Origin of the sequence: Micrococcus endophyticus, assembly GCF_014205115.1 — a bacterium.
In the GTDB taxonomy this organism is placed as follows: Bacteria; Actinomycetota; Actinomycetes; order Actinomycetales; family Micrococcaceae; genus Micrococcus; species Micrococcus endophyticus.
In genome coordinates, this window is sequence record NZ_JACHMW010000001.1 from 1,410,182 (window position 1) to 1,433,555 (window position 23,374).

The 23,374-nt window shown below is 67.6% G+C and carries 23 protein-coding genes and 3 pseudogenes; 14 read left to right on the forward strand and 12 right to left on the reverse strand.

The features are described from left to right. Positions 1 to 26: 26 nt before the first annotated feature. Genes HDA33_RS06430 through HDA33_RS06440 form a run of 3 tightly spaced genes read right to left on the reverse strand, consistent with a single transcriptional unit; the run spans position 27 to position 1,668 of the window. Positions 27 to 728 carry an alkylmercury lyase family protein gene (locus HDA33_RS06430; RefSeq protein WP_246416892.1) on the reverse strand — a complete coding sequence of 234 codons (702 nt, stop codon included), beginning with the start codon at positions 726 to 728 and terminating at the stop codon, positions 27 to 29. Next, a complete protein-coding gene (locus HDA33_RS06435) occupies positions 721 to 1,173 on the reverse strand; it encodes a DUF2000 domain-containing protein (protein WP_184171957.1) in 453 nt (150 codons plus the stop codon). The genes HDA33_RS06430 and HDA33_RS06435 overlap by 8 nt, the downstream gene beginning before the upstream one ends. Before the next feature lie 45 nt (positions 1,174 to 1,218). Further along, complete coding sequence (locus HDA33_RS06440) at positions 1,219 to 1,668, reverse strand: Lrp/AsnC family transcriptional regulator (RefSeq protein WP_184171959.1); 450 nt, start codon at positions 1,666 to 1,668, stop codon at positions 1,219 to 1,221. Positions 1,669 to 1,761: 93 nt separating this feature from the next. On the opposite strand from HDA33_RS06440, the gene HDA33_RS06445 reads away from it, so the two are divergent. The 4 genes from HDA33_RS06445 (at position 1,762) to HDA33_RS06460 (ending at position 5,526) form a co-directional block, all read left to right on the forward strand. After that, positions 1,762 to 2,409, forward strand: a complete 648-nt coding sequence (locus tag HDA33_RS06445; protein ID WP_246416893.1) for a LysE family translocator — start codon at positions 1,762 to 1,764, stop codon at positions 2,407 to 2,409. Positions 2,410 to 2,435: 26 nt separating this feature from the next. Then, complete coding sequence (locus HDA33_RS06450) at positions 2,436 to 3,212, forward strand: LLM class flavin-dependent oxidoreductase (RefSeq protein WP_184171961.1); 777 nt, start codon at positions 2,436 to 2,438, stop codon at positions 3,210 to 3,212. Positions 3,213 to 3,250: 38 nt separating this feature from the next. Further along, the gene (locus HDA33_RS06455; RefSeq protein ID WP_184171963.1) at positions 3,251 to 4,567 is read left to right on the forward strand and encodes an MFS transporter; all 1,317 of its coding nucleotides are present in this window, start codon (positions 3,251 to 3,253) and stop codon (positions 4,565 to 4,567) included. 46 nt (positions 4,568 to 4,613) lie between these two features. Beyond that, positions 4,614 to 5,526 (forward strand): IS5 family transposase gene (locus HDA33_RS06460; RefSeq protein ID WP_184171965.1). Its coding sequence is split into 2 segments (ribosomal slippage): positions 4,614 to 4,964 and positions 4,966 to 5,526, totalling 912 coding nucleotides; the frame shifts between segments, so codons are not numbered across the junction. Here HDA33_RS06460 and HDA33_RS06465 read toward each other — a convergent pair. Together HDA33_RS06465 and HDA33_RS06470 are read right to left on the reverse strand one after the other, a co-directional pair. Next, positions 5,524 to 6,300 (reverse strand): annotated as a pseudogene (locus tag HDA33_RS06465) (ISL3-like element ISPfr3 family transposase); the annotation flags it as partial. The gene HDA33_RS06460 and the pseudogene HDA33_RS06465 sit on opposite strands and share 3 nt — an antisense overlap. A gap of 174 nt (positions 6,301 to 6,474) precedes the next feature. Beyond that, complete coding sequence (locus HDA33_RS06470) at positions 6,475 to 7,263, reverse strand: CDP-alcohol phosphatidyltransferase family protein (protein ID WP_020628162.1); 789 nt, start codon at positions 7,261 to 7,263, stop codon at positions 6,475 to 6,477. Positions 7,264 to 7,379: 116 nt separating this feature from the next. Between HDA33_RS06470 and HDA33_RS06475 the strand changes: the two genes are divergently transcribed. From HDA33_RS06475 to HDA33_RS06495, 5 genes and pseudogenes are all read left to right on the forward strand, one after another. After that, positions 7,380 to 8,384: a zinc-dependent alcohol dehydrogenase gene (locus tag HDA33_RS06475; protein ID WP_063188800.1), complete on the forward strand. Its 1,005-nt coding sequence runs from the start codon at positions 7,380 to 7,382 to the stop codon at positions 8,382 to 8,384. 9 nt (positions 8,385 to 8,393) lie between these two features. Continuing rightward, positions 8,394 to 8,774: a 6-pyruvoyl trahydropterin synthase family protein gene (locus HDA33_RS06480; protein WP_020621494.1), complete on the forward strand. Its 381-nt coding sequence runs from the start codon at positions 8,394 to 8,396 to the stop codon at positions 8,772 to 8,774. After that, a complete protein-coding gene (locus HDA33_RS06485) occupies positions 8,758 to 9,813 on the forward strand; it encodes a glycosyltransferase family 4 protein (protein WP_063718538.1) in 1,056 nt (351 codons plus the stop codon). Before HDA33_RS06480 ends, HDA33_RS06485 begins: the two co-directional genes overlap by 17 nt. Beyond that, positions 9,810 to 10,634: a class I SAM-dependent methyltransferase gene (locus tag HDA33_RS06490; RefSeq protein ID WP_184171967.1), complete on the forward strand. Its 825-nt coding sequence runs from the start codon at positions 9,810 to 9,812 to the stop codon at positions 10,632 to 10,634. The genes HDA33_RS06485 and HDA33_RS06490 overlap by 4 nt, the downstream gene beginning before the upstream one ends. Positions 10,635 to 10,647: 13 nt before the next feature. Continuing rightward, positions 10,648 to 11,397 (forward strand): annotated as a pseudogene (locus HDA33_RS06495) (lysylphosphatidylglycerol synthase transmembrane domain-containing protein); the annotation flags it as partial. 48 nt (positions 11,398 to 11,445) lie between these two features. Here the strand turns inward: HDA33_RS06495 and ribA are convergent. The 3 genes and pseudogenes from ribA to HDA33_RS06505 form a co-directional block, all read right to left on the reverse strand. Continuing rightward, complete coding sequence (gene ribA, locus HDA33_RS12685; protein ID WP_020621497.1) at positions 11,446 to 12,879, reverse strand: GTP cyclohydrolase II; 1,434 nt, start codon at positions 12,877 to 12,879, stop codon at positions 11,446 to 11,448. A 47-nt stretch (positions 12,880 to 12,926) separates the two neighbouring features. Further along, a pseudogene (locus tag HDA33_RS06500) lies at positions 12,927 to 14,093 on the reverse strand (PhoX family protein); the annotation flags it as partial. A gap of 26 nt (positions 14,094 to 14,119) precedes the next feature. Further along, positions 14,120 to 15,031 carry a LysR family transcriptional regulator gene (locus tag HDA33_RS06505; RefSeq protein WP_184171969.1) on the reverse strand — a complete coding sequence of 304 codons (912 nt, stop codon included), beginning with the start codon at positions 15,029 to 15,031 and terminating at the stop codon, positions 14,120 to 14,122. A gap of 87 nt (positions 15,032 to 15,118) precedes the next feature. On the opposite strand from HDA33_RS06505, the gene HDA33_RS06510 reads away from it, so the two are divergent. The 3 genes from HDA33_RS06510 (at position 15,119) to HDA33_RS06520 (ending at position 18,646) form a co-directional block, all read left to right on the forward strand. Beyond that, entirely contained in the window at positions 15,119 to 16,180 is a 1,062-nt protein-coding gene (locus HDA33_RS06510) for a YeiH family protein (protein WP_184171971.1), read from the forward strand. Between the two features lie 843 nt (positions 16,181 to 17,023). Continuing rightward, positions 17,024 to 17,860, forward strand: a complete 837-nt coding sequence (locus tag HDA33_RS06515; RefSeq protein WP_184171973.1) for an alpha/beta hydrolase family protein — start codon at positions 17,024 to 17,026, stop codon at positions 17,858 to 17,860. A gap of 9 nt (positions 17,861 to 17,869) precedes the next feature. Then, positions 17,870 to 18,646, forward strand: a complete 777-nt coding sequence (locus tag HDA33_RS06520; RefSeq protein WP_338104276.1) for a MerR family transcriptional regulator — start codon at positions 17,870 to 17,872, stop codon at positions 18,644 to 18,646. Between the two features lie 303 nt (positions 18,647 to 18,949). Here the strand turns inward: HDA33_RS06520 and HDA33_RS06525 are convergent, their stop codons facing one another. The 3 genes from HDA33_RS06525 to HDA33_RS06535 form a co-directional block, all read right to left on the reverse strand. Next, positions 18,950 to 19,501: a hypothetical protein gene (locus tag HDA33_RS06525; protein ID WP_184171976.1), complete on the reverse strand. Its 552-nt coding sequence runs from the start codon at positions 19,499 to 19,501 to the stop codon at positions 18,950 to 18,952. 253 nt (positions 19,502 to 19,754) lie between these two features. Next, positions 19,755 to 20,905 (reverse strand): IS3 family transposase gene (locus tag HDA33_RS06530; RefSeq protein ID WP_184171058.1). Its coding sequence is split into 2 segments (ribosomal slippage): positions 19,755 to 20,635 and positions 20,635 to 20,905, totalling 1,152 coding nucleotides; the frame shifts between segments, so codons are not numbered across the junction. 360 nt (positions 20,906 to 21,265) lie between these two features. Beyond that, complete coding sequence (locus HDA33_RS06535) at positions 21,266 to 21,511, reverse strand: hypothetical protein (protein ID WP_031943887.1); 246 nt, start codon at positions 21,509 to 21,511, stop codon at positions 21,266 to 21,268. A 319-nt stretch (positions 21,512 to 21,830) separates the two neighbouring features. Here HDA33_RS06535 and HDA33_RS06540 point away from each other — a divergent pair, with 319 nt between their 5' ends. After that, positions 21,831 to 22,253 carry a hypothetical protein gene (locus tag HDA33_RS06540; protein ID WP_184171978.1) on the forward strand — a complete coding sequence of 141 codons (423 nt, stop codon included), beginning with the start codon at positions 21,831 to 21,833 and terminating at the stop codon, positions 22,251 to 22,253. A gap of 231 nt (positions 22,254 to 22,484) precedes the next feature. Here the strand turns inward: HDA33_RS06540 and HDA33_RS13085 are convergent, their stop codons facing one another. After that, positions 22,485 to 22,850 carry an HNH endonuclease gene (locus HDA33_RS13085; protein ID WP_080695891.1) on the reverse strand — a complete coding sequence of 122 codons (366 nt, stop codon included), beginning with the start codon at positions 22,848 to 22,850 and terminating at the stop codon, positions 22,485 to 22,487. A gap of 52 nt (positions 22,851 to 22,902) precedes the next feature. On the opposite strand from HDA33_RS13085, the gene HDA33_RS06550 reads away from it, so the two are divergent. After that, the gene (locus HDA33_RS06550; RefSeq protein WP_031943884.1) at positions 22,903 to 23,241 is read left to right on the forward strand and encodes a histone-like nucleoid-structuring protein Lsr2; all 339 of its coding nucleotides are present in this window, start codon (positions 22,903 to 22,905) and stop codon (positions 23,239 to 23,241) included. The last annotated feature ends 133 nt before the right edge of the window (positions 23,242 to 23,374 follow it).

A 23,374-nucleotide genomic window follows, 5' to 3' on the forward strand; every position in this document is an offset into this window, starting at 1 on the left:
CAGGCGCTGGAGTTCGTTGGTCCTAATCACGGCAGTTCCCAGAACTCCCCAGTAAGCCCGCGTTCTTCGAGCAGTCGCTGGTTGTGCTCGCGGGTGTGAGGCGTGAAGTCCGGGTCGATGCGGTCCCCGTACCAGGCCTGCGCGAGGTCCCAGACGGTGCGGGCCGCGGCGACGTAGCCCTGGCCCGGCGCGTGCTCGGCGGTCCACTGCTCGGCATGCTCGCGCGTGCAGAACAGCCGGATCATCGTGCAGGTGCCCACGACGTCCTCCCACCACTCGGCCGCGGGCCGCGGGAACCGAACGGCGTGCTCGCCTTCTGGCGGCGTGTTGGGTCCGGCGACGACGGAGAGGTGCTCGCCGCACTGCGGGCAGGCGGTATCGATGCGGACGTCGAGCTTCAGGGCGGCGCTGATGCCGAAGGAATCCCAGGCGCACCCGCCCCACCAGCGCCGGTCGTCGTGGCCATCGACAGGGGTCAGGACGAACGCCATCGGCGCGGCGGTGAACGGGTGGGCCATCCGAATCCGGTCGCCCTCGGCGCTGAGCACCAGGGCGTGCGCGTCGGCCAGCTCGTGGAGCAGCTCCTGCACGCGCGCGGGCTCGCTGCCGGTCCTGCGGGCCAGCTCTCCCACGGAGGGCGCGCGGCCCTCGGTGGCCAGCGTCTCGTAGACCAGATCGCGGACGCGGCGGCTCTCGGGGTGCTGCATCGAGTCGCGGTACTCAGTCATGGAACCGTGCTCCCTTCACGACGCGGTCCACGGCGTTGCGCGGGCCGCGCACGGCGATGCCGACCAGGTCCAGGTCATCCGATGGGACCGCCGCGACGGCGGCGCGGTTGGCCTCGTCGTGGCCGGTGGCAAACAGCTCGCGGGTATAGATCGCGAGCGTCACGTCGTCCCGGGTCGAGGCCTTGGCGCGGGCCTTGCCCAGCAACTCGGCGTCGGCACTCATCACCATCACGGGCTCTCGGAGCATCGGCGAGTACTCGGTGCCGTCGGCATCGCGGTATGGGTCGCCGGTCAGCCCTTCGTCGCTGGTGGCGATGCCGGACATGAGGAACGCGGTCACGTTCAGCTCCTGCCACACGGCCAGCCCTTCGGCGAGCACGACCACCACCTTGGTGTCGAACCGCACCGCCGCAGCCGCTTCTGGGGCCTTCGTCTCTGTGGTCATGTCCTAGTCCTTCTTCCTCGTTCGTTGGTCAATGCATTGCTCTTCTCAGATGGGTGCGTGGTGGTCGACGACCGTCTTCATCACGAGCGTCGAGGTCAGCCGCTGCACGCCGGGAAGCAGCGAGAGCTGCTGGTCGTACAGCTCCTGGTAGTGCTGCTTCGAGGCTGCCGCCACGAACAGTTGGTAGTCGGGCTCGCCGAACAGGCGGTGTGCTTGGACGACGTTCGGGATCTTCGCGACGGCTTCCTCGAACGCGGCGACGGCGGTGCCGTCCCCGGCCTTCATCGTCACGAAGACAAGCGCCTCGAACGGCATGCCGAGCAGGTCCAGGTCGAGGTCGATGCTGAACCCGCGGATCACCCCGGATGCTTCCAGGTCGCGAAAGCGTCGGTGGCAGGCCGAGAGGCTCAGCCCCACCTTCGAAGCGACATTGGTCATCGTCGCCCGCCCGTCCTGCTGGAGGAGGGAGAGGATCTCCCGGTCAAGTGCGTCCACGGTGGAATAGTCTCCCGCATCGCGCCGTCATGTGCAACATACTACAAAGCACATTGCGCGCGATCTCGAATAATCTTGTGCCCTAGCCAAGGATTGCAGGAGGAACTGCTGGTGGATGTCGGGTTGATGGTCGCGTTCTGGGGAGTGTCGATGCTGTTCGTCATCACGCCCGGGGTGGACTGGGCGTACGCGATCGCGTCGGGCGTGAAGCACCGCACTGGGATGCTGCCCGCGGTGTCGGGCATGCTAGCCGGGCATCTGGTGGCGACGCTCGTCGTGGCCGCCGGGGTCGCTGCGGTCCTCGCCGCGTCGCCCGTCGCGATGACGGTGCTCACCGTTGCAGGGGCCGCTTACCTCATCTGGCTCGGCGTCGGCGCGCTGCGGCACCCCGCGACCCCGGACCTCACCGGCCAGACAGCGCCAACGGGCGGACGCAAACTGTTCGCCAAGGGCATCGGCATCAGCCTGCTGAACCCGAAGGTGTTCCTGCTGTTCCTGGCCCTGCTCCCGCAGTTCACCAGCGCGAACGCGCCGTGGCCGGTAGGTGCGCAGATGGTTCTGCTCGGGGCGCTGCATGTCGCGAACTGCGCGGTCGTCTACTTCGCCGTCGGCTACGGGGCGGCCGCGGTGCTGACCAGGCGTCCGAAGGCTGCGAAGGTCGTGGGCATCGTCTCCGGCATCGTAATGATTGCGCTCGGCGTCCTGCTCGCCGGAGAGAAGGCGGCCGAAGCGTTCCTGTAGTTGTACGCCAGTGCTACAACGCGAATATGCGCTACGAGAACCCCCTGTACATGGCCGAGGCCGCCGCCACCGCGGACCTGCTGGCCGGCGGACGCCTCGAGCTCGGCGTCTCGCGCGACTCCCCCGAGGCCGCGAAGGACGGGCAGGCCCAGTTCGGCTACGAGCTCTCCGACGGGCAGACGTGGGCGGGCGTGACCCGCGAGCGCGGCCGCCGCTTCCTCGCCGCGGTGCGCGGCGAGGGGATCGCGACGCCGGACCTCGCCTCCGGCTGGGCCCATTCGAGCGCGCCCCTGCGGATCGAGCCGCACTCCCCCGGCCTGGCGGACCGCATCTGGTGGGGTTCGGGCTCGGCGGGCTCGGCCGTGGAGGCCGCCAAGGACGGGTACGACATGCTCTCCTCCACGCTGCTGCTCCAGGACGACGGCCGCCCCTTCCACGTGCAGCAGGCCGACCAGATCGCCGGCTACCTCGAGGCGTACGAGGCCGCGGGGCACGCCGGGACGGGCCGCACGGCGGTGACCCGCTCCGCGTTCGTCATCCAGGACCACGAGGACGAGCTGTACTTCGGCCGGGACCGGAACTCGCGCGAGTCCGCCGGCATGCTCGACGGCGGACGGGCCCGCTCCGGTCCCACCTACGCGGGCTCGGCGGAGGAGGTCGCGGAGAAGCTCGCCGCGGACGACGCCGTCCAGGCCGCCGACTGGGTGCTCTTCGCCAACCCGAACCAGCTCGGCCCCGAGTACAACGCGAAGATCTTCGCCGGCTGGGCCGAGGTGTGGCGCCTGCTCGACTGGGACCGCTGACGGGAGGCTGAGGGGGCGGGTGTGACAGGCTGGGGCCGATGCCGCCCGCCTCGCCCTCCTCCCCCGCCGCCCGCCGAGCCCGGGCGCATCCCGTCGCCCGCCGCGACGTCGTGCGCGCCCGCTGGGCGGCCACGCTCGCGTTCCTGACGAACGGAGCGATGCTCGGGGCCCTCATCCCCCACTACCCGCAGGCCAAGGCCGCCTTCGGCCTCGACGCGGACGCGTTCGGCCTCCTCGTCGTCGCGCTCGCCGCGGGCGCCGCCGCCGCCGGCTCCCTGCCGGCGCCGGTGCTGCGCCGCTGGGGCAGCCGGCGCGTGATGCTGGCCGGCACCGTGGTGATGGCCGTCGTCGTCGTGGCGGCGGGCCTCGTGGTGGACCTCTCCGCGCCCGCGCAGGGGAGGCCGTCGGCGGGCGCCGTCTGGCTGTTCGCCGCGCTGCTGGGCGTGGCCGGCATCCTCGACGCCGTCGTGGACACCGCCCAGAACGCCCAGGGGCTGACCGTCCAGACACGCCTGGCCCGCCCCGTCCTCACCTCCATGCACGCCGGCTGGAGCCTCGGCGCGGGGCTCGGCGCCGGCCTGGGCGCCCTCGCCGTGGGCGCGGGGATGCCCGCCGGCCTCCACCTCGGACTCAACGGGGCCGTCTGCGTGGCCGTGCTCGTGGCGGCGGGGCGCCGCTTCCTTCCCGACGACGCCCGGCCGGCCCCCGACGCCGACGCACCCGAAGGCACCGCGGCTCCGGCGCCCGGGCCCTCCCCCGCGACGCCCCGCGCGCCCTCCCCCGCCACGCCCCGCGCCGCCGCCTGGCTGGCCCTGCTCCCCGTGACGGTCGTCGCGATGGCGGGCTTCGGCGTCGAGGAGTTCGGCAACGCGTGGACGGCCCTGTTCCTGCAGTCGGAGCGCGGCCTGGACGTCGCGGCGGCCGGCCTCGGCGCGAGCACGCTGCTGCTCGCCCAATTCGTCGGGCGCCTCGTGGGCGACCGCGTGCTCCACCGCCTCGGGCGCCGCCGCACGCTGGCGGGCTCGCTGGCCGTCGTCGTGGCGGCCCTGGTGCTGGTGCTCACCGCGCCGGCCATGCCCCTGGTGTTCGTCGGGCTCGCCCTGGCGGGCCTGGGCTGCGCCGTCGTGGTGCCCACCGCCTACGCACTCGGCGACAAGGTCCCCGGGCTGCCGCCGCGGACCGGGCTGGCCGTGGTCAGCTGGCTGATGCGCCTGGCCGGGATCGCCCTGAGCCCGCTGGTCGGGCTGCTCGCCACGGGGCTGCCGCTGCCGGCCGCCCTCGCGGTGTTCCCGGCGCTCGCTGTCCTCGGCCTGGTGGGCACGGGGGTGGTGGGCCGCCGCCGGCGCCGCCCCTAGGGCGTGTCTGAGAATAGATGCACGAGTCAGCTGAGACCCTGGGGACATGTCCCGGTTCCAGATGCTCTCCGACGCCCAATGGGAGCTGATCGCCCCGATGCTCCCGACCCGGACCGGCCGCGCCGGCAGGCCGTTCGCCGACGCCCGCGCCATGGTGGAGGCGATCATCTACCGGTACCGGTGCGGAATCGCTTGGAGGGATCTGCCCGAGGTCTACGGGCCCTGGCAGACCGTGTGGACCTGGCATCGGCGCCTGGCCGAAAAAGGCACCTGGGACACGGTGCTGGCCACGCTGACCGCCGCAGCTGACGCCGAAGGTCTGATCGACTGGTCGGTCTCGGTGGACTCCACGATCGCCCGCGCCCACCAGCACGCCACGAACATCACCCGCCACACAGGGGGCTGGGTCGAACTACAAGAATCCGCGTGAAGAGAAGAATCCGCGTGAAGAGCCGACCGATCACGGCATCGGGCGCTCCCGGGGCGGGTTGAGCACGAAGATCCATCAGCTTGTGGACGGGACCAGGCTGCCGCTGGTCAGCCTGATCACCCCCGGCCAAGCAGGAGACTCCCCGATGCTGCTGCCCCTACTGGGGCAACTGCGTGTGGCACGGCCTGCAGGCCGGCCTCGCACCCGCCCGGAGGCCGTGCTGGGCGACAAGGCGGACTCCTCGAAGGCGATCCGCACCCACCTACGCGCCCGCCGGATCAAAGCGGTCATCCCCGAACCGGCCGACCAGCAGGGCCACCGCAGACGGCGCGGTGCCCGCGGCGGGCGCCCCGTCAGCCTCGACGCGGACGCCTACAAGGGCCGCAACGTCATCGAGCGTCAGTACGCTCACCTGAAGCAGTGGCGGGGTCTGGCGACCCGGTATGACAAGTACGCGATCATCTACAGGGCCGCTGTGGTCCTGAATGCTGTGCTCGCATGGTCAAAACGATTGTCAGACATGCCCTAGCACGGTCACCACGTCGGGCAGTTCCTCGACGGCGGCGGTCTTGAACCCGGTGAAGCCGTCCATCGCGACCACCTCCACGCCGTCGCGCCAGTCCTGCGGGCGGTCGGCCAGCCAGGTCTTGAACGCCTGCTTGGAGCGTCCTTCGACCATGTCCAGCAGCCGTGCCGGGCCGGTGCCATCTCGCACTGGGGTGAGGTCGATGATCACGGTGACGTACCTGTCGCCGCGACGGGTGTGCCTCCACACGTGCTCATCGACCCCGACGACCTTCACCCCCTCGAAGCGGTGCTCCTCGTCGATCAGCACCCGCTTGCCCTCGGCCAGAACGGCGTCGTTGGCGGTGTCCCAGGCCACCCCGAGCCCCTCGGCGACCCGAGCCACGGTCAGGTGCTGGACCACGATCCCTTCCAGCGCCCACCGCAGAGCGCGCCGAGACAACTTGGCCCGGGGCTCGGCCGCGGCGGTGGTGTCCTGGCGCCACACATACCCGCAGCCGCTGCAGCGGTAACGGCGCACGACGACCTCCAGCGTCGTGGGCCGCCAGCCCAGTGGTTCGTGGGCAAGCCGTCGGACCACGGTGTCACGTGGTCTCCCTTCGCAGCCGCAGCGCCGGCACCACTGGTCGGGCTCGACCACCTGACAGGCCAATACGGCACGATCCGGCTCGAGTCGCTGCCCGGTGACAACGAGGCCGAGTTCGTCGAGGCGGCAGAAGGCAGTCAGGTCGGGGCTGGCGAACGCATCAGCGCGCCCGCCGACGGTAGCGTCGTGCACGTCGAGGTCTTTCGGGCTGAGTGTGTAGGAGCTCTCATCCTCGGGAGACCTCGACCTCTATCCGGCCACCGACGCGCCGGCCCGCCGCGCGACGTGCGCTACACCCTCATCTGGGAAGAGCCCCATTGCCATGCATGCCTGGATTCGCCGGCACGCCTTCGGGCAAGTGCTGCGCTAACCATCCGACAGGTCGGCGTGGGAGGAGCAGGTCCTCCCGACCCGGGTCGGCTCACGGTCCCCGCGCGAGGATGTCCCGCGTTCCAGGGTGATGATGTCGCGCAGGAAGGACGTGAGCAGCAACGCCAAGCTGAGTGCCAGGATGATGCAGGCTCCCGTGAGGGGAACCACGGGGACCAGCGCCACCACCAGGACCACCGCCTGTATCGCTGCGACGACCCGGCGGAATTGGCTGAAATCCAGGGGCTCCCGCCATGCGGGCCGGAACCACGACAGGACGACGAAGGCATATCGCATCAGGCCGATGGCCAGGACCCAGGGGCCGATGGTGAAGGCCAGGGGCACCGTGAGCACTAGCAGCAAGGCGGCGTCGGTTTCCATGTCCAGACGCGACCCCTGGGCCGAGGCGGTGCCGGTGTGCCGGGCCACCCTGCCGTCGACGGCGTCCAGCAGGACGGCGGGTGCCGCCAACAGGACCAGCCACCAGGAACGATGCGGAGCCGTGTCGAGGGCGGCCAGCATGACGATCGTCGCGCAACCGCCGCCGAGCACCGCCCGGCTTAGGGTGACACGGTCGGCCAGGGTGGAGAACAGGGGGTTGCGCCGCACCATGGTCACCACGGCGACCGAGACCAGGGTCAAGCCGCTGGCGATGGCGGCGACGCTGCCCCAGGCAGACGTCTTGCCGAAGTGGACGAGCGTGACGCCCAGCCCCACGGAGCCCACGACGGTGCAGAGTACATCGACCATCGCCTGTCGCCGGAACGGCGTCGTCGGATGGCGCATCGGATTCCTCGGTGATCGGGGGTATCTCCTGGCGAGTCTACCGACGCCCAGCCCGCCCCAGGCCTCGCGGGTGCGTCCGGGGCCGGAGCCGTCCGGTATCCGGGCATAATCGGAGCATGGATTCACCGCAGTCGATGGACAGCACCGCCTATTGGACAACGGCACCCGGCGCCGGGGAATTCCGACGCGCCCGGCTGCGGCCTCCGGGGGTGGGAGAAGCGCTGGTGCGCAGCCTCTACTCCGGGGTGAGCCGGGGGACCGAGATGCTGGTGTACCGCGGAGAAGTGCCTCCGGAGGTCGCCGGACGGATGCGCGCCCCGTTCCAAGAGGGGGAGTTTCCCTTTCCGGTGAAGTACGGATACCTCTCCGTCGGGGTCGTCGAACAGGGGCCGGACGATCTTCTCGGACGTCGGACTTTCTGCCTGTATCCCCACCAGGACCGGTACGTTGTCCCCGTCGACGCGTTGACGGTGATCCCCGACGACGTCCCCAGCAGGCGTGCCGTCCTGGCCGGGCCCGTGGAAACGGCATTGAACGCGCTGTGGGATGCCCCACCGTGCATCGGCGACCGTATCGCGGTCATCGGTGGCGGGATGATCGGTGCTTCGCTGGCTGTGTTGCTGAGCCGCTTCCCCCTGGGCCGACTTCAGCTGGTCGACACAGATCCGGTGAAGCGGGACATGGCCCGGGCCATGGGCATCGAGGCCGTGGAACCGGAGGCATTGCAGGCAGAATGCGACATCATCTACCACGCCTCCACCACCGAAGCGGGGCTGGCCCAGGGGCTGGAACGACTGGGCGACGAGGGAGAGCTCGTCGAACTTTCGTGGTTCGGCTCCCATGTTCCGGCAGTCCCCCTCGGCACCAGCTTCCACGCTCGCCGGCTGCGGATCACCGCCAGCCAGGTCTCCACCATCGGTCGTGCCCGCCGTTACCGGCGGACCCACGCCGCGCGCATGGACCTGGTCATGCACATGCTCCAGGACCCGGTGTTCGATGCCCTGATCAGTGGGGAGTCCGGCTTCGCGGACTTGCCCGGTGCCATCGCCGGCCTCGCACAGGGGGAGTTGCCGACGCTTTGCCGGGCCATCCGCTATCCCGATCCCGGCCCGCGTGGTTAGGCTCGGAACATGTATCGATTGACCGTCCGCGACCACGTCATGATCGCGCATAGCCTTCCTGACCCGTTCTTCGGCCCTGCCCAGGCCCTTCATGGTGCGACCCTGGTGGTGGAGGTGACCTGGCGCCGCAGGGAGCTCGGTCCACAGTCCGTCGTCATGGATATAGGGGCCGCAACATCCATGCTTTCCGAGGTGCTCGAGCCCTTGCGCTACACAAACCTGGATGAACACCCTGCCTTCGCCGGTCGGCTGAGCACCACTGAAGCCATCGCCGGGCACATCAGCGATGAGCTGCGCCGCCACTTCGACACCACGGAGTTCGCCGGAATGGAAGTCTTGCTGCGGGAGCATCCCGATGCGTGGGCAGCGCATGATGTCGACTTCGCATGAACCGCTGGCAACGACGTTCATCATCCCGACGGGGCTGCCTGGTCCTAGCGGCGGAAGCCGCTACAACAAGGCGCTAATCCGAGCCCTCGAGGCCGCGGGGTGCTCCGTGTCCGTCTGCGGGGTCCCCGGCCCGTGGCCCCGGCCCGAGGCGCGGGACCTTGAACGGCTCCGCGCGGCCTTGGCAGGCCGGGAGCAAGTGGTCGTTGACGGCCTGATCGCGTCGTCGGCCCCCGACGAGATCCAGGCCGCCGCCGCGTCGGGAACGCGGGTGCACGTCCTCTTCCACCTGTCGCTGCTCGTTGATGGCGCCGTGCCGCCCGATGGCAGCGGGCGGGCGGCAGCCCTGGAACGACGGGCCCTGCAGTCGGCACACACCGTGATCTGCACGAGTAACTGGGCCGCACGAGACGTCGTGAACCGTTACGGCCCGCTCCCGACCCGTGTGGTGTCCCCCGGCACCGATCAGGCCCCGCTGGCCGTCGGGAGCGCCCCGCCCCAGCTGCTGCTGCTGGCATCGGTCACGCCGCGCAAGAACCAACTGGCCATCCTGCGGGCCCTGGCGGCACTCACCGAACTGGACTGGCAGGCACTGCTGGTCGGCCCCGATGCCGCCGATCCCGACTACGCCCAGCGCGTGCGATTATTCGCCGAGGCCGCCTTCCCTCCCGGCCGGGTCCAGGTCCTCGGTTCCCGGACCGGTCCGGGACTAGAGCGCATCTGGTCCGCGAGCGACCTGTTGCTTCTCGTCTCCCGGGCGGAGACCTTCGGAATGGTCGTGACGGAGGCCGTGGCCCGAGGCATCCCCGCGATCGTCGGTGCCGGCACCGGAGCGGAAGAGGCGCTCGCCCTTGGCCCACACGCACCTCCCGGAATTGCAGTGGCCCCTGATGACACCGCCGCACTGGAGGAGGTACTGCGTGGTTGGCTGAGCGATCCCGCGCAACGGGCGGCTTGGCGCCGGTCGGCCGAGGGTGCGCGCGGTATGCTGCCCACATGGGACGACTCGGCAGACCTGATGCTGCGGATCCTCACGCCGTGAAACGACCCGAACGCCCGATCTCCAGTGATTGGCTGGACCTGAGGCGCCCTGCCGACGAACGGGCACGCGCCGGCTCAGCCCCCCTGCTCGATGCGCTCGCCGAACACTTCACGGAAACCGGCGCAGACAGCCCCGTGGACGTCATCGACGTCGGCGCCGGCACCGGTGCCAACCCGGCCTGGCTGGCACCGCGCCTGCGGTTCAGCCAGCACTGGACGCTGCTGGACCACGACGCGGACCTGCTGGAACTCGTCCCCTCCCAGCTGCAGGATGCGCGGGTGCGACACGTCAGGCGGGTCACTGCCGGGATCGAGGATCTCGGGAGCCTGGACGAGGCGGAGCAGGACCGGTGCCTGATCACTTGCTCGGCGGTGCTTGATTTGCTCACCATGGACCAGCTAGCCGGTTTCTGCGATTTTCTGGCCGAGCGGCGCATGCCGGCCCTGCTCAGCCTCAGCGTCACCGGCGACGTGGTCCTGGATCCCGGCCACTGGGCGGACGCCCAGATCACCCGGGCCTTCAACCAGCACCAACGACGCGGGTCGCTGGCCGGGCCCGACGCCGTCGGGTATGCCGCCGGCCGGCTCCGTGCCGATGGCATGCGTGTGGAGGTCGCGGAATCGCCCTGGAAGCTGGGCCCCGCCGATGACGTACTGCTGCGCCGCTACCTGCACGACCGGGCGCAGGCCGTCATCGAAGGCGCGCCGGACATGGGGGACGTCGTGGATTCCTGGTTGGCCGAGCACTTGGGGCAATCGGACGAGGGCAGGCTGCACGTGGAGGTGCGCCACCGCGAGCTCCTCTGCCTGCCGCCAGGATGATCGGCCACGCGCCATGAACCGCAGGGCACTGCTCCTGGCCCTGCTGCAAGTCGCCGTCGCCGCGGGAATCCTCGGATGGGTGGTCCTGCTCTTCGGCACGGGCCCCTTTGTCGCGGCTGTTCGCGTCCTCACCTGGCCGGGAGTCGTCGGAGCCCTGGTCCTGGGTTCCATCGGTGTGCTGGTGCAGGCCCAACGGTGGAGGCTGATTGCCCGGAGGCATGGCATCGAATTGGGATGGCGCGCGGCCGCCGAGCGGTGCTGGCAGGCCGCGTTCATCAACTCGGTCCTGCCTGGGGGGCTGGCGGGAGATGTCGTCCGGGCAGCCGAACAGCGCCCCGTCGGCGCCGGCCGGCGACGCGACATGGTCAAGCGCAGTCTCGGCGTCGTGGCCGCCGAGCGGTTGGCGGGCACCTCGGTGGTCTTCCTCGCCGCAGGTTTCGCACTGCTGGCCGTTCGCCCCGGCCTGGGTGGGCTTGGCCTGCTCGTGGCCGCTGTCGCAGCGACGGCGGCCTGGCCGTGGTTGCGGCGCCTCGGAGTACGGGACATCGGGCTGGTGTGGGGGCTATCGGCTGTCGGCTGGTGCTCGTTCGCCGGATTGTTCCTGCTGGCTTGCCTTGCCGTGTCTCCCGACCTGCCGCCGGCGCAGATCCCCTACCTGGCAGCGGTCACCCTGGCCGGAATGTCCATTCCGCTCAACGTGGCCGGATGGGGGCCTCGTGAAGGCGCCGCGGCGTTGGGGTTCATGGCCTGGGGCCATGCGGCGCAGCAGGGCGTGGAAGTGTCGGTCGCCTACGGAATCCTGGCGCTGGTGTCAGTCCTGCCCGGTGGGCTGGTTCTCCTGGTCCGCACGGTGCAGGGCAGCCGGCGACGCCGGCTTGGCGGCGGAGAAATCGAACTCGGTGCACACGTCATCGCCCAGGACGAAGCGGCGCACGGGGGCGGAGAGGGCTCCGGAAAGAGCGTCGGCCCCGTCGAAACGAATCCCGGGGACCCCGTCTCCCACCAATAGCGGTGCGCTGGTCAGGTAGAGGCGGTCCAGGACGCCGGCATGCAGGAACCCGGACACGGTCAGGCCGCCGCCTTCGATGAGCACGCGGCCCAAACCTTGATCAGCCAGGTATTGGAGGATGGCGGCCGGTTCGAAGCCCGTCGAGGTCTCCAGCCGGTGCACGCTCACATGGGGGGCCAGCGATGCGGGCACCGACGCGTCGGAGCCGACCAGCCACAATGTCCGGCTCCGTGGGTCGGTGAGGACCTTGGCCGTCAGCGGGATGCGCGCATGTGGATCGACGACGACGCGCGCGGGGTCAGCGCCGTTGACCGCACGGACCGTGAGCTGGCAGTCATCTGCCGCCACGGTCTGGGCGCCGACCAGCACTGCATCAACCAGAGCCCGCAACCGGTGCAAGTGCTCCCGGTCCGCTTCCCCGGTGACGAAGCAGGCATCGCCGGTGCGCGAGGCGATGAATCCGTCAAGGCTTTGACCCAGCTGCCCGATCACGAGGCGGGGTCCGGCTTCGACCAGCGGACCGTAGCGCAGCACGAGGGCCTCTTCCTGCGGGGTCAGGGGACCTGTTGGCACCCGAGCGCCGGCCAGCAGGTCCCACGCGTTGCGTTCGGGCGGCAGGTCATGGCGCATCCGGGCCCGCTTCGTCGAGAGATACCGCGAGTTCTCCGGCCGGTCGGCAACGTTCAACCGCACCCGTGCCTCGACGTGGATGCCCAATGCTTCCAGGGCTTCCTGTTTCGCGGGGTTCGAGGAGAGCAACCGGATCTTCCCGACCCCCAGTTCACGCAGTATCTGCGCGCTCTGATCGTAATCGCGGGCGTCGGCCGGCAAACCCAAATGCGTGTTCGCGTCCACGGTGTCGATGCCGGAGTCCTGGAGGGCGTAGGCCCTCAGCTTGTCCAGGAGCCCGATGCCGCGTCCCTCATGGCCGCGAATGTAGATGAGCACCCCGCGCCCCGCAGCGCCGATGGCCTGCAGGGCTGCGTCCAGCTGCTCGCCGCAATCGCACCGGTAGGATCCCAGGGCGTCGCCGGTGAGGCATTCGGAATGCAATCTCACCAATGGGAGCTCGCCGTCGTCTGCCGCCACGTCGCCCAAGGTGAGGGCCACATGATCCGTGCCGCGGCCATCCCGGTAGCCCAGCAGGGCGAAGTCCCCATGCCGCGTGGGGAGGTGGGTGGCCACGACCCGGGTGACATCTGGCGATTCCTCGGAGGTCCTGAATTCGAGAGACATGGCCCCAGCCTATGTGCATGGTGCTTCACGGCCACGTCGGCGCGCATTTACGTTCGGTAGACCTGGACGATCGAGGGCCGGGGCCCGCGCACTTCGCCGTCGCCCGGGCGGGCCTCGGAGGGAACGTAGTCGGGGAACGCGGAGCGGATATCCGTGTAGGAACCCTCCTCACCGGGGTGCTGGACGGCCACGAAGACCATCGCTTCGTCGTCGTGGATGACCGGCCCGCAGGTCTCGGCATCCCGGGGAACCGAAAGGAACTGTGCCACCTGGCCGCGATTGCGGCCCTCGACGGCGACCTTGAACAGGCCGTCGTTGTAGCCGATGCCATCCGGGGCTCCATCGGTGGAGATCCAGAGGTTGCCGTCGGTGTCGAACGCCAGGTTGTCCGGGCAGGAAATCGGTGAGACCTGGTCCACGGGGAAGCCGCCGAAATAGGTGGCGTCTCCCTGGGACGGGTCGCCGCAGAGCATGAGCAGGTCCCAGGTGAATCGCGTGGAGGTGTGGTCGCCGCGGTGCTCGGTGATCTCCACGATGTGTCCGTCGCGGTTCTCGGTGCGTGGATTGGCCTCGTCCGCCGTTGCCTGGCCGTCGACGCCACGCTGGGAGTTGTTGGTACAGGCCACGTAGATCTTCCCGCTGCCCGGGCTAGGCTCGACGTCTTCGCAGCGGTCCATCTTGGTGGCACCCACCCGGTCGGCGGCCAGGCGGGTGAAAACGAGCACCTGGTCGACGGCCATGCCCTCGACCGTGCTCCTGCCGCCTTGCACCAGGGGGATCCAGCGGCCCGATCCGTCGAAGGTGCCGTCCGCGGGGACCCGGCCGGACCCGTCGATCTCCCCGTCCGACGTACCGGAGAACCGTGCCACATACAGGTCGCCCTCGTTCAGCAAGGTCATGTTGTGGCGGCGGTCGTTTTTGCGGTAGATGTCTTTGGAGACGAATTTGTACAGGTAGTCGAACCGTTCGTCGTCTCCCATGTAGGCCACGACGTGCCCATCGTCGGCGACGATGACGTTGGCCCCCTCGTGCTTGAAGCGGCCCAAGCTGGTGTGCTTGACCGATGTGGAGCGTGGATCCTCCGGGTCGATCTCCACGATGTAGCCGAAACGATGTGGTTCGTTGGCGAAGCCCGTGGCGCGGGCGTCGAAGCGGGGGTCCTCGTGCTCCCAGCCCATGCCGGTGGCCTTGTCCTCCAGCCCGTACCGCCGCTCTCGAGACCGGCGGGTTCAGACCCCGACTACACCCTGGATTCGGATGAGCCGGTGACGTCCAGGAAGTCCCGTACGTGACGCGGCGGAGTCGTCCCGGCCCAGATGGCGGTGAGCGGGCGGGTGATCTGGAGATTGTTGATCCGTACTCGCACGAGTCGACCGGCGAGGGTGTCCTCGGACACAGCCAGGGAGCTCAGAGCGCCGGGGGCGACGCCGGCCATAATCGCGCTGCGAACGCCGAGCGTGGTCGACAGCACAGCCGCGGGCTCGGCTGCGAGAGGAAAGCCCGCATCGGCGAGGGCGTTCTCGAACGCCTGTCGGGTGCCACTTCCGGTCTCGCGGAGCACCAAGCCAGTGCCCGCTAGTTCACGAACGGACACTCGGCCCGTCTTCGCCCATCGGTGACCGTGCTGCACAACGACTTCGATGGTGTCGTGAGCGACGGTGACCGACCTAAGGTCGGCGGGAACGGTCGGGGTCTCGATGAACCCGAGGTCTGCGGTTCCCTCCCGTATGGCCTTGACGACTGTGCTGCTGTTGGCGGCTGTGAGCTGAACGATCGGGCCCTCATCGCCGAGAGAGATGCGCCACCGGGCGATCCATTCCGGCAGGAGGTGTTCTGCGATCGTGAGGCTCGCGGCGATCCGCATCATCTTCCCGCGATCCGTGCGGAGCGAATCGACAGCATCCGAGAACTCGTCGGCCGCCGTCAGCAGCGTTGTTCCCCAGCCGACAACCAGCTCGCCCGCCGGGGTCAGCCGGGAACCGCGTGCGGAACGCACCAGCAGTCGCACGCGCAGATCTGTTTCCAGTTTCCGGATGCGCAGAGATACCGCCTGCTGACTCACGCCCAGCTGTGCGCTTGCCGCTGACATGCTGCTTTCCTTCGCGACGAGCGCCAAGGCTCGCAGTGCCTCCAAGTCGGGCTCGTTGTGCATCTTCCACCTCCCACTCACAAGCGTGACTTGTACCCCGGACGATATCTGCCTCTACTCACGCGAGCGGTACGAGGAAATGATGGAGGCATGACTCATGACCAGGACGTTACGATCGTCCGGCCGGAACACACTCTGCTTGCCCGGGTCGGCACGCTCCTGCCCGGTCTTGTCCTCTGCCTCGGCGCGGCCGGAGTATCGTATGGGGTTAGCCTGCTGCTGCCGGGAGTCAGCCCGCTCATCATCGCGATCGTGCTTGGCGTACTCGTGGCCAACGTCTTCCGGCTGCCAGCGGCAGCCTCGGCCGGTATCGACTTCTCCGCGAAGAAGCTCCTGCGCGCTGGCATCGTCTTCCTCGGACTCCAGCTGGTGCTGACCGACATCCTCGACCTTGGGGCCCCGATGCTGGTCGTCGTCGTGTGCATTGTCGCCGGCGGACTGCTCGGCACCGTTGTCCTCGGGAGGCTGCTACGGGTTCCATCCGGGCTTTCGCTGCTCATCGCCTGCGGTTTCTCCATCTGCGGTGCGGCAGCTGTGGCGGCCGCGGCAGGGGTCACCGACCCGGACGACGAGGCTGAGGAAGACACCATCACTGCGGTCGCCCTCGTGGTGATCTTCGGAACGCTGATGATTCCCCTCGTCCCACTAATCACGAATTTGCTTGGCATGGGCTCCGAGACGGCCGGGATGTGGGCCGGGGGTTCTATCCATGAGATCGCGCAGGTCGTCGCGGCCGGCGGCATCATCGGCGGCGGAGCGCTCACGGTCGCGGTCATAGTCAAACTCGCCCGAGTGCTGCTGCTCGCCCCGGTCGTGGCCACCCTCAGCGTCCGGCAGCGCCGTCTCAGCCGCATGGCAGGCGAATCTGGTCAACAGAGGTCGAGTTCGAAGCTGCCGCCCATCGTCCCTCTGTTCATCATCGGGTTCATCGCCATGGTGCTTCTGCGTTCCTTCGTCCCTTTGCCGAGCGTCGTGCTGACGACCGGCGGGCTGCTGCAGACCGGTCTGCTGGCTGCTGCGATGTTCGGACTCGGTTGCGGCGTCAAGATTCGCAACCTCGTCAAGGTGGGCCTCAAGCCCTTCGCCCTGGCCGCGCTCTCCACCATCCTCGTCGCCATCATCGCCTACGTCGGAGTCACCCTCGCCGGCTGAAGTTCGTCCGTGGTGAGGGCGTCGTTGCCGCACTCGGTCAGGGTCGCCGGCTCTCGCGCATACCTGGCCACGTCGTCTAGCGTGTACCGCCGCTTCGTCGGACCTCAGCACTTCTCGCGCTGTTGCGCTTGAGTCGCGCGGCGACGGCGATGATCACGAGCGCCACGGCTGTGGCGACGGTGTTCGGGATGACGAGCGGCCAGTCATGTCGGGGCAGTCCGTAGAGGACCCAGAGCAGGAAGCCGGGGATGAGGAGGACGAAGTACCCGAGCGATACGTCGTCGGCCGAACCTTCAGCAGTCCCAACCGGCGCATCCAGCGTCTCGAGACCACTACCTCGATGCCGGGTGTGAGTGGTCGTTGACGGTGTAGGAGCACACACCCAAGCGTCCACCCTCCGAGGACGAAGCCGTGTTAGACCCGACTCCCCGACTCCGCCTGACGCATCAACCTGCCCACCCACCGAAATACCGGAGGTGGAGACTGGTGCGCTGACCGTTCACACCACAGCGTCCCTCCTCGATTTTGGAACTGTTCGCCGCGTGTCGTATGAACTCTTCGCTGCATCTCTACAGCTGTCGAGATGCAGCGAAGTTTGCACAAACGCGCGAATATGCTGCATACCCGCAATGGAGCAGTGGAGCTTGACGAACGGGTTCGTGATCGCCCCATGTCGAGATGTAGCGAAGATTGCACAAACGCTCGAATATGCTGCATACCGGTTTGGGGGCCTGAGGTCTTGACACAGTCGGTGTCATCGGACAGGGGTTCATGCTCTGCTCGCCACCCGAGCACTCCACTGGGGATCTTGACGTGCGCGCACCACGGGACTGCCATGGGTTCATGGAGAGCCCGCTGACCCCTCACCCAATCGGCGCCACGCTGTTGCCCCGTCTTCCCGGCGCGGTCCCGGTGCTGCTGGAGTTCGAGGACGTGCAGCTGGGCGGGTACGCCTGGTGGCGTGACCGGCAGGCGCCAGCAATCCTGTTGCTGCACGGGTGGGGTGAGGACGCTTCGACCATGGCCCCGGTCGCACACCAGGTGCTCGAGCGTGGACGGCACGCGGTGAGCATCTCCCTGCGCGGCTGGCACGGTTCCACCGGCGTCGACGACTACGGGCTCAGAGCCTCCCTCGACATCTCACGAGTCCTGGCCTGGATCCGCAGGCAGCCGGACGTGGCAGGCATCGTACTGGTGGGGTTCTCCATGGGAGGGCTGATGGCAGCCCTGGCCGCGGCGGATCAGCCTGCCGGGGCCCTCGACGGCGTAGTGCTGGTCAACGCCCCAGCTGAACTGCGCTCCTTCGCGCGGGACACGGCTTTCGGCGGGGCCCGTCGGTATCTGGAAAAGACCCTGCAGCCGCGGCAGTGGCAGGACTCTTCCCCGCTGAATCACGCGGATCGGCTGAGCCATCCGCTGCTGGTCGTGGTCGGAACAGAAGACACCATGACGCCACCTGATCAGGGGCGCAGACTCGCCGATGCCGCCCCGGCAAGCGCACTGTTCGAGGTCGCCGGGATGGGTCACCACCCAACGCACGGGGAGTGGGCACAGATCTTGGAAGCGGCAGATACGCAGTTCGACTTAGGGCGTGTTGCTAAAGGATGGTCGCTAGCTGTACTGACCGGAGACGTTGGTAGAACGACGTTCTCTGGGAACATTGACCTTGACACTGTGTGATGCGGTCTGGTGGGGGTCGACATGTTGAGTATCGGAGAGATCGCGCATAGCACGGGTGTCTCGCGTCGCATGCTGCGGCACTGGGAAGGCGAGGGGTTGCTGACCCCAGCTACTACCGACCCAGTGACCGGATATCGGCGCTACCAGGACAGCCAGCTGGGGCGCGTGCGAGCCATTATGGAACTGCGCGCGCTCGGGTTCGGCTTGGCCGAGATCGGGCAGTTGCTCGATCCGCGGATCGAGCAGTCCACTCTGGAAGTGCTCCTCACTCACCAGGTAGACGCCCTGCAGCGGCAGATCACCGAGGCTTCAACACGTCTGGTCCACGTTCAGCACCGGCTGGACATCATCCAGAGCAAGTCCATGGAGATCATCATGAATCTGTCCATCACCGCATTGCCCAGCCTAAATATCTGGGGGCTGAGCACCGCTGTCCTCGACGAGACGGAGATCGGTCACGCCGTCAACCAGTTGCACCGGGACCTCCCGCACACCGATGAAGAGATCGTGCTTCTGTACGACGGTACGAACGACGACCAGATCACAGTCTCAGCCGGGACTACGACGCGCCCCGATTCTGAGGCAGTCAGCAGGATCGTCGTGCCGGAAGCACCGGAAGGCGTAACGGTCACCTTCGCCGTTCTCCCAGAAAGCATCGGGGATGCCTGGGTCCTCATCGACGCCGAGCTGGAGAAGCGACACCTGACCAGTTTTGGTGTCTATCGGCAGATCAACAGCGTGGCGGGACACGTCACCCTGCAGGCCCCTGTTCGCGGGCGACACTGATTTGCGGATTACAGCAAGGGAGGCCAGCGGCGACGTCAAGGGGACTGCTGCACGGATAGGTGACAACTGACGGGCGACACGTTCACCCCGGCGGAACAGGCCAAGGCGGTCCTGTGGGTCGCCCGCTACTGGATCGAGAACAAGAAGGGTCCCGGGTGGTACGAGCTGGGGGCGGCCATGGGTTGGGACAACGACCAGCTCCAGCGCAAGGTTCAGGTGCTCCTCGACAACAACCTCGTCGCATGGGGAGGCGTCCCCCGCGCACTGCGCCCCCAACCCGCCCCCGCCAAGGACAGTCGACCGTCAGGGGAAGCCCGTTGAGTTCCTCCGACCCACCCATGCCAGGTGGGTGTCCGCCACGAAGAGTTTGTCGGCATAGCGTCCGCGCAGGACGCCCACGCGGGTGCGGCCTTCGACCAGCTGAAGCCCGGCAAGCCCCTCCCTGACCAAGGCTCGCTCGATCAGCAGCGGTGGCCGAAGCCAGGTGCCCTCCTTGTGCCACTTCTCCCGGATGCCCATGTGCGCCGGGGAGCCGGAGGTAGCCCGGATACGGACCGCATGCTCGTGGCATTCGGCCCAATCTTCGATGGCGCCCTCCTCGGAAGCCCCAGTACGCACCTCGAGCAAAAGAGACGTGTCGAGCCGCTCAAGGGTCCAGGTGATCTCGTTGAGGTTGATGTGTCCGTAGTCGACGTGGAACGCCACGTGGCCTGCGTGGTCGAACAGCCACTGCTCTATCACGTCATCCGGCCAACCCAGCCGCACCACAAGTGGGTGGCCAAGGAACCCCCGGAGGGCTCGATCGCGGCTCAGGTTCCACTCCACCGCACGCTCGCTGAGCTGCTCGAAGTCCATCAGCTTCATAGTGACCTCTCGTCTGCCAGCTGCTTCTGCTTCCAGGGGCGCTAAACCCGTCTTTGTCATGTCCTATCTTGGCCGTGTCCAGGTACTGAAGGAGGGGGCCATGGAGCGAGCTGGGAGCATCCACACCGGTCACATCTGGAACGCGGTCGACTTCCAGCATGCCGACGACGACGTCAGGGCGCTTCATCGCTCACAGGGCAACGGCTTTCGGTGTGTCGACTGTGGCGGGGATGAGCCGCCCCCTTCATTCGGTCCGGACGTTCTGTGAGTCGTCGGTTTCCATTTGATGGGTGCACTGCCGAGCGTACTCGGCTGGGGTTAGGTAGCCGAGCGAGGAGTGCCGGCGGTGGTGGTTGTACTCGTCCTTCCAGTCGCCGATGATGACCTGTGCGTGCAGCAGCGAGTAGAAGCTGTTGATGTTGAGGCACTCGTCGCGGATCCGGCTGTTGAACGACTCGACGTACCCGTTGCGCCACGGCGAGCCCGGAGGGATGTAGGACAGGCCGGTGCGGGTGCCGGCCCAGTCGGCCATCGCCTCGCTGATGAACTCCGGCCCGTTGTCCGACCTGAGCACCGCCGGGGCGCCCCGGGCGGCGACGAGGTCCTCGAGGTGGGCGGTGAGTCGGTCGGCGGTAATCGAGCGCTCCACGAGGTCGCCGATGCACTCCCGGGTGTGTTCGTCGACGATCGAGCAGATCTTGATCGGTCGTCCGTGCTCGTCGGCGTCGAACTGGAAGTCCACCGCCCACACCACGTTCGGCGCGTCCGCCGTCGGCGCGTCGACGGTCGAGGACCCGACGCGCTTGCGTCGACGCCGCTGCGGGACCCGGAGCCCTTCGTCACGCCACAGGCGTTGGATCTTCTTGTGGTTCACCACCCACCCCTCGGCGCGGGCGTCGTGATACGCCCGCCGATACCCGTAGCGGGGATGGTCCTTCGCCCAGGCGCGCAGCCACTGCCTGAGCGCCCGATCCGGGTCCGCGACCGTGTCGCCCTTGAGCGGTCGCCGGTACGCGGAGCGGCTCAGCCCGACCAGACGGCACGCCATCCGTTCGCTCACCCGCAACTTGCGCTTGAGGTGATCGACGGCGGCGCGGCGCCTGTCCGGGCTTAGAAGTTTCCCTCAGCCAGCTCCTTGAGCGCGGCCTTCTCCAGCTCCGCTTCCGCGAGCAGACGCTTCAGGGTCGCGTTCTGCTTCTCCAGCTCCTTCAGGCGCTTTGCGTCGTCGGCCTTGAGGCCGCCGTACTGGTTCCGCCACCGGTAGTACGTCTGCTCGGACACCCCGAGCTCCCGGCACACCGCCGCGACGTCCTGACCATCGGCGAGCATCCTGTCGGCCTGCCCGAGCTTACGGACGACCTGCTCCGGGGTGTGACGCTTCCTGCTGTTCGTCATGATCTGACCAGTCTCCCTGCCCGCGACCGCGGGCAACAGGACGACTCTCATAACGACTGGACCTACGAAACGGGGGCAGCCCATGTTTGTGAACTCTTGGCCGCGCGTCGTGTGAAATCTTCGCTGCATCTCTACAAGGGGTACAGGCTCCGATCAACGTCTCCAGTCAGTACATCTAGCGGCCCAACGAAGAACCCCCGGTCACAGACCGGGGGTGGCGTGGCTACCAGGTATCAGCGCCGCCACACCCGGACCGTGTCCGTCGTCAGCAGAGGGGCGTCGTCGAAGCGGCCTACACTCACACCCCGACGACCGCGCCCGCGACCGTCTAACCACGGAACGAAACCCAGGACGCTTCACTTAGGCTGTGCGGGTCTCCCGTCGTCGTCGTGCCGCCTCAAGAGGCGTGACGGTCTCGGACTCCGGGGCGGTGATGTCCTCTATCTGAGAGAGGACGGATTGCAGTTGCTTGACGATGGCCGCGCGGTCTCGCGGCAGGGTCTCCGGGTTGTCGATGTCCGCCGCCAGTGCGTCCCGGAGAGCAACGAGGGCGGTGCGGCGGTCCCCGGAGGAGACGGCTTCGGAGACGGTAGATTTTTCGGGCATGGCGACTCCTAGCGAAAGCGAGAATGTGATGGATGCTTCGGTGTTGCAGAATTTGTTTTCAGGGGCTAGTGCGTGCGCCGCTGTCATTGCAATAATTGTTTCGATACGGGCGACCAAGCATTCAAAAAGATCAGCTGATGCCGCTGAGGAGTCTGCACTCCGGGCCGCTGATTCTGTGGAGGAAGCGAAACGCTCCAATGCTCTCAGCGCCGAGTCTCTTGAGTGGACGCGCCTACGTCCCACGGTTGATTCACTTGACACGATCTCTCGGGCACTGTCTCTGCTTCGGGCCCCTGTCAGTGAAGGCGGCTACTCTCCCGTGACCGCCGATGAAAACATCCCGCACCTGGACTCCATGCGGGCGGAGTCGCAGATCCTTCTACGGGCCGCTGAGCGTGGTTCGGAAGAGGAGCAGATGTTGTCCCGCATCTCAGAGGCGGTGCCTCTCATGCGTAAACTCTGCGTAGCAGTCAGCAAGACGGATCGGCCCGCGCCGGAGTCTGGCGAATTGGAGTGGGAGATCCTCGGCCATACGGGGAGAGAGTTTCGTACCCTGGTAGGTGAGTTGACGCGCATGACGTTCGACGCCCGTGACTTGATAACCGGCACACCCTTGAGGCCCGATGCGGTCACGGGTGACCACGCTAGGGGGCAATGGGCGGAAGACATCAAGGCATTTCACCAGCACAGCGTCCAGGCGCAGGAGTGGGCCCTACGCGACTGGGGATTCGGGGTCTTTTAGCGGTCAATTTTCTCCTGGGGAGATATTTCCGAACACCCTGGGCATTTCCTGGGAGTTCGGGGGAGGGGTTGACCCCCTACGGCCTAAAAAGGCCCCCCAGAAGCCCTGAGAGCCTCTCTGAGCGTGAGATGTACCTCTAAGACGTTAGAGGCGCTTACAGAGGCTTCTAGGGCTTCTGAGGTTCACCCAACGCGCTCTTCATGTGCCTCACGCCTGATCGGATGGCATCGCTCACCACACACGCGATTGCGGCGTGTGCCGAACCTCATCAATGTCCTTCGTGCCGCGCCGCATGTTGCACGCGAGATGGGTCAAGATGAGGTTCTCGGGATCGTCCGTTCCTCCCTGAGAGACCGGGATCAGGTGATCCACACTCGGCCCATGAGGATCAGTGCCAGGTACAGACGTATCCACCGCAGAGCCGCAGATGTAGCAATGACTCTGGTCTTTGAGGATGCGCGCCCGCTTAGCCTTCCAAGCGCCGTCGAACGTCCGACGTTGTGCCCGTCTCATGGACCCATCAGGGCCTATCTCCATACTCGGCATGTCGCCTCCTTCAATCGGTCTGTTACCTAGACAGACCGCCAGGACGCCCATTTAGTGATAGCCTCCCCCTAAAGCAATCCTGCCCCCTACTAAGGAGCCCCCATTGGCTGAGATCAAGACCCTCGTCGACGATCTGGACAAGATCACCCCGGCTACGCCTGTGACGTTCTACGTCCGGGATCAGGCATACATGATCGATCTGGGCGATGAGAACGCGGACCGTCTGGAGAAGATCGTCGCCGACTATGAGGAGGCGCTCTCAGAGTTCACCAAGAAGGCCCGTCGTCTGGGCCGCGTGTCTACCGGCTCCTCCTCAGGCACGAAGGGCGAAACCGCCGCTATCCGCGCCTGGGCCAAGGAGAACGGCTACGACGTGAAGGACCGTGGCCGGATTCACGCCGACGTGGTGAGCGCCTACCGGAGCGCCAGTAAGCGCCGCTGACCCCCTCCCCACCTCTTGCCTGCCCCTGAGGCGGAGACGAAAAAGACCCCCACCCATTGCGGGTAGGGGTCTTTTCGTACCTAGGTGTTGCGGGGCAGGACGTTGATGACGATGCCGCGGCGCGCGCAAAGGA

Excerpts from the sequence above, each read along its gene's own strand:
- HDA33_RS06525 (WP_184171976.1), bottom strand. The coding sequence starts at position 19,501 with ATGGACTTCGAGCAGCTCAGCGAGCGTGCGGTGGAGTGGAACCTGAGC.
- HDA33_RS06535 (WP_031943887.1), bottom strand. The coding sequence starts at position 21,511 with ATGCCCGAAAAATCTACCGTCTCCGAAGCCGTCTCCTCCGGGGACCGC.
- HDA33_RS06470 (WP_020628162.1), bottom strand. The coding sequence starts at position 7,263 with ATGCGCCATCCGACGACGCCGTTCCGGCGACAGGCGATGGTCGATGTA.
- HDA33_RS06485 (WP_063718538.1), top strand. The coding sequence starts at position 8,758 with ATGTCGACTTCGCATGAACCGCTGGCAACGACGTTCATCATCCCGACG.
- HDA33_RS06455 (WP_184171963.1), top strand. The coding sequence starts at position 3,251 with ATGCCGCCCGCCTCGCCCTCCTCCCCCGCCGCCCGCCGAGCCCGGGCG.
- HDA33_RS06450 (WP_184171961.1), top strand. The coding sequence starts at position 2,436 with ATGCGCTACGAGAACCCCCTGTACATGGCCGAGGCCGCCGCCACCGCG.
- ribA (WP_020621497.1), bottom strand. The coding sequence starts at position 12,879 with ATGTCTCTCGAATTCAGGACCTCCGAGGAATCGCCAGATGTCACCCGG.
- HDA33_RS06475 (WP_063188800.1), top strand. The coding sequence starts at position 7,380 with ATGGATTCACCGCAGTCGATGGACAGCACCGCCTATTGGACAACGGCA.
- HDA33_RS06435 (WP_184171957.1), bottom strand. The coding sequence starts at position 1,173 with ATGACCACAGAGACGAAGGCCCCAGAAGCGGCTGCGGCGGTGCGGTTC.
- HDA33_RS13085 (WP_080695891.1), bottom strand. The coding sequence starts at position 22,850 with ATGGGCGTCCTGGCGGTCTGTCTAGGTAACAGACCGATTGAAGGAGGC.
- HDA33_RS06430 (WP_246416892.1), bottom strand. The coding sequence starts at position 728 with ATGACTGAGTACCGCGACTCGATGCAGCACCCCGAGAGCCGCCGCGTC.
- HDA33_RS06515 (WP_184171973.1), top strand. The coding sequence starts at position 17,024 with ATGGAGAGCCCGCTGACCCCTCACCCAATCGGCGCCACGCTGTTGCCC.
- HDA33_RS06480 (WP_020621494.1), top strand. The coding sequence starts at position 8,394 with ATGTATCGATTGACCGTCCGCGACCACGTCATGATCGCGCATAGCCTT.
- HDA33_RS06505 (WP_184171969.1), bottom strand. The coding sequence starts at position 15,031 with ATGCACAACGAGCCCGACTTGGAGGCACTGCGAGCCTTGGCGCTCGTC.
- HDA33_RS06510 (WP_184171971.1), top strand. The coding sequence starts at position 15,119 with ATGACTCATGACCAGGACGTTACGATCGTCCGGCCGGAACACACTCTG.